This is a genomic window from Actinoplanes sp. NPDC048791, from assembly GCF_040650095.1.
Taxonomy (GTDB): Bacteria; Actinomycetota; Actinomycetes; order Mycobacteriales; family Micromonosporaceae; genus Actinoplanes.
The window spans coordinates 1-3,774 of the sequence record NZ_JBEZGQ010000819.1; the positions used below are offsets into that span (position 1 = coordinate 1).

Sequence of the window (3,774 nt, forward strand, 5' to 3'; positions counted from 1 at the left end):
GGTCCAGGCCACTGGTCGTGCCGAGCACGGCGGCGTGCTCGGCCGGGTCGGTCCAGGAATACGTACGCGTGCGGGTCCCGTCCTGGGTCTGCGTCATGGACGCAGAGTCGCACCCCCTTGCTGTGTCTGTCAAACAGACCTAGCCTCGGTGTCATGAATCCCACCCTGGCCCGCCCGTCCGCCCTCGACTGGTCCGTCGACGCCTGCACGATCGGCCGCGCGATGGGCGTCCTCGGGGAGAAGTGGACCGTGGTGGTGCTGCGGGAGGTCTTCACCGGCGTCCGCCGCTTCGCCGACATGCGCGAGCGCACAGGCATCCCGCGTCAGGTCCTCACCAACCGGCTCGCCTCGCTGGTGGAGCACGGCTTGCTGCGCCGAGAGCCGTACCAGGAGCCCGGCGCGCGGATCCGCCACGAGTACCGGCTCACCGCCAAGGGCCTCGACCTCTACCCGGTGCTCACCGCGGTGATGGAGTGGGGCGACCGCTACCTCGCCGATCCGCAGGGCCCGCCGCTGGAGATGGCCCACCGCGACTGCGGCGCGCGGGTCCACACCGAGCTGCACTGCGATCACGGCCACCGGATCGCCGACCCCCGCGAGGTCGCGCCCCGCCCCGGGCCGGGGGCCAAGCGCCGCCGCTAAGCTCCCTGGCCGTGGCGCCGGCGCAGACATCAGCATCAGCAGGGGAAACGTCCGCGTGGGCTCCGTTGCGGGACAAGATCTTCCGCGGGCTGTGGATCGGGGTGCTGGCGAGCAACGTCGGCACCTGGATGCAGACCGTCGGGGCCCAGTGGCACCTGGTGCACGAGCCGGACGCGGCCACCTACGTCAGCCTGGTGCAGACCGCGACGATGCTGCCGGTCCTGCTGCTCGCGTTGCCGTCGGGCACGCTGGCCGACACCTTCGATCGCCGGCGGTTGCTGCTCGCCGTACAGGTGGGGTTGTTCGTCGTGGCCGGGACGCTGACCGCCCTGACCGTGCTCGACCGGATGCCGCCGCCGCTGCTGTTGATCTTCACTTTCCTGCTCGGCGTCGGCCAGGCGCTGACCCTGCCGACCTGGCAGGCGATCATCCCCGAGGTGGTCCCGCGCGACGAGCTCGCCTCGGCGTCCGCGCTCGGGGCGGTCAACACCAACCTGGCCCGCTCGGCCGGTCCGGCGGTGGCCGGCCTGCTGGTCGCGCACGTGGGCGTGGCCGCCGTCTTCGGCCTGAACGCGCTGTCGTTCGTGATCTTCGCCGTGGCGCTGCTGCGCTGGCGCCGGCCGCCGGAGAGCGGGACCGCGCACGCCGAGCGGTTCGGCCCGGCGCTGCGGGCCGGCGGCCGGTACGTGCGCTACTCGCCGGTGGTCCGCCGGATCCTGCTGCGCGTGGTGCTGTTCGTCCTGCCCGGCAGCATCGTCTGGAGCCTGCTGCCGCTGGTCGCCGAGCGGGAGCTGGCCATGGGCCCCAGCGGGTACGGCATCCTGCTCGCCGCCCTGGGCGTCGGCGCGGTCCTGGGCGCCCTGCTGATGCCCCGGGTCCGTGAGCACGTCCCGGCCAACCGGCTGCTCGTGCTCTCCGGCGCGGTCTACGGCCTCGCCCTGCTGGTGGTGGCCACGGTGGCCAGCGTCCTCGTCGTGGTGCCGGTCCTGCTCGCCGCCGGGCTGGCCTGGATGATCCAGGTGTCGCGGATGAACGCGAGCCTGCAGCTGTTCCTGCCGAACTGGGTGCGTGCCCGCGGCTTCGCGGTCTACCAGGTGGTCTTCGCCGGCGGCCAGGCTCTCGGCGCGCTGCTGTGGGGTCAGGTCACCGAGGCGTTCGGCCTGCGCGCCGCTTTCCTCGCCGCGGCCGCGCTGATGCTGCTGGGCACCGTGACCGTGCGCTGGCTGCCGCTGCACCACCAGGAGGGGGACCGCAGCCCGGCGGTCTACTGGGCCGAGCCGCACCTGATGCTGGAGCCGCACCTGGACGAGGGGCCGGTGCTGGTCACCTCGACGTTCCGGGTCCGGCCGGCGAACCGGGCCGCCTTCGTCGCCGCGATGCAGGCCGTACGGCGGTCCCGGCAGCGGACCGGGGCCACCCGGTGGGGACTGTTCCGCCCGGGCGAGGCGACGGACGAGTTCGTCGAGGTCTACCTGGTGCCCACGTGGGACGAACATCTGCGCCAGCACGAGGGCCGGCTCACCGGCAGCGACGAGCAGGAGGAGCAGAAGGCGTGGGCGCTGGCCGACGGGCCGCCGGTCGTCTCCCATCTGCTGCCCGCCGACTCAGGGGATTAGCCCGATGTTTCGGGATTGTTCCGATTAGCCTCAGGGCAGGCCGCCGGTTCGAGGGGTGCGGCCCTTCAGGAGGCACGGCGTGGCACTCGTCGATCGTTCCGGTCACTCCCGGCTGCTCGTCATCGGTGGCGCCGAACGCTACGGTCCGGGTGGCACCGAGATCCTGCGCCGTTTCGTCGGCCTGGCCGGTGGTCCCGCCGCCGAGCTGATCGTCATCGCCACCGCCAGCGCGGAGCCCGCCGTGCTGGAGGCCGAGTACGCCGCGCTGTTCACCCGCCTCGGCGCGGGCCGGGTCCGGGCGCTGCGCCTGGACAACCGGGCCCAGGCCAACGAGCCCGACGTGGTCAAGGCGCTGGCCACCGCCACCGGTGTCTTCTTCACCGGCGGCGACCAGTTGCGGATCACCACCGTCCTCGGCGGCACGCTGGCCGACTCGGCGCTGCAGCGGCTGGTGCAGACCGGCACGATCGTGCTCGGCGGCACCAGCGCCGGCGCAGCGATGATGTCCGGCACCATGATCCTCGGCGGCGACAGCCCGGGGGTCACCCGGGCCAGTGTGCGCACCGGACCCGGGCTGGAGTTCCTGCCCGGCGTGCTGATCGACATGCACTTCGCCGAGCGGGGCCGGCTCAACCGGCTGCTCAGCGCCGTCGCCCTCTACCCGCACGAGCTCGGTCTGGGCATCGACGAGGACACCGCGATCCTCGCCGAGGGTGACAGCTTCGAGGTGCTGGGCACCGGCGCGGTCACGATCGTCGACGCGGGCGCCGCCGCCGACATCCGGGTGCCGGCCGACGGACCGATCGCGCTCACCGGGGCGCGGGTGCACGTGCTGCCTGCCGGGTGCAGGTTCGAACTGTCCGGCCGCCGCCCCTCGATCATCGACGGGCCCGCCGGGGAACGGGAACTGGCCGCATGAAGATCCTCAGCATCCGCCGGCTGCGCGGACCGAACGTCCACCTGTCCCGGCCCGCGATCGTGGCCCGGCTGCGCCTCGACGAGCTCACCGGCCGGGAGACCAGCGACGTCGCCGGGTTCACCGAACGGATCCTGCGCGCCCTGCCGGGCCTGGCCGAGCACCACTGCGCGGCCGGCTCACCCGGCGGGTTCGTCAGCCGGATGCGCGGTGGCACCTACTTCGGCCACGTCACCGAGCACGTCAGCATCGAGCTGTCCCAGCGGATCGGGCGCGACGTCAGCTTCGGCCGGACCGTCTCGGCCGGCGAGCCGGGACTCTACGACCTGATCATCGAGTGCCCGGTGGACGAGTCGCCGGACTCCACCCTGCCGGGCGAGCTGCTGGAGACCGCCGCGGAGCTGGTCGCCTCGGTCGCGGGCGGCGAGTCCGTGCCCGCCGCCGACCTCACCGAGCGTCTCACCGCCCTGACCGCGCTGGCCGAGCAGGAGGCCACCGGCCCGAGCACCACGTCGATCATCGCCGCGGCCCGGCGCCGGGGCATCCCGGTCGAGCGGTACGCCGACCTCAGCCTGCTGCGCCTGGGCTGGGGCACCCGCC

The 3,774-nt window shown here is 73.4% G+C and carries 3 protein-coding genes and 1 pseudogene; all 4 read left to right on the top strand.

Annotation, left to right across the window (positions count from 1 at the left end; genetic code table 11):
* Nucleotides 1-153 precede the first annotated feature (153 nt).
* The gene (locus AB0C29_RS37720; protein ID WP_360830921.1) at nucleotides 154-642 is read left to right on the top strand and encodes a helix-turn-helix domain-containing protein; all 489 of its coding nucleotides are present in this window, start codon (nucleotides 154-156) and stop codon (nucleotides 640-642) included.
* Nucleotides 643-653: 11 nt separating this feature from the next.
* The gene (locus tag AB0C29_RS37725; RefSeq protein WP_360830925.1) at nucleotides 654-2,258 is read left to right on the top strand and encodes an MFS transporter; all 1,605 of its coding nucleotides are present in this window, start codon (nucleotides 654-656) and stop codon (nucleotides 2,256-2,258) included.
* Between the two features lie 79 nt (nucleotides 2,259-2,337).
* The gene (locus AB0C29_RS37730) at nucleotides 2,338-3,177 is read left to right on the top strand and encodes a cyanophycinase (protein ID WP_360830928.1); all 840 of its coding nucleotides are present in this window, start codon (nucleotides 2,338-2,340) and stop codon (nucleotides 3,175-3,177) included.
* Nucleotides 3,174-3,774 (top strand): annotated as a pseudogene (locus AB0C29_RS37735) (cyanophycin synthetase); the annotation flags it as partial. The gene AB0C29_RS37730 and the pseudogene AB0C29_RS37735, both read left to right, overlap by 4 nt.

What these genes read in the sequence shown, in the direction of transcription:
- AB0C29_RS37720 (WP_360830921.1), top strand. Translation starts at nt 154, where the DNA reads ATGAATCCCACCCTGGCCCGCCCGTCCGCCCTCGACTGGTCCGTCGAC.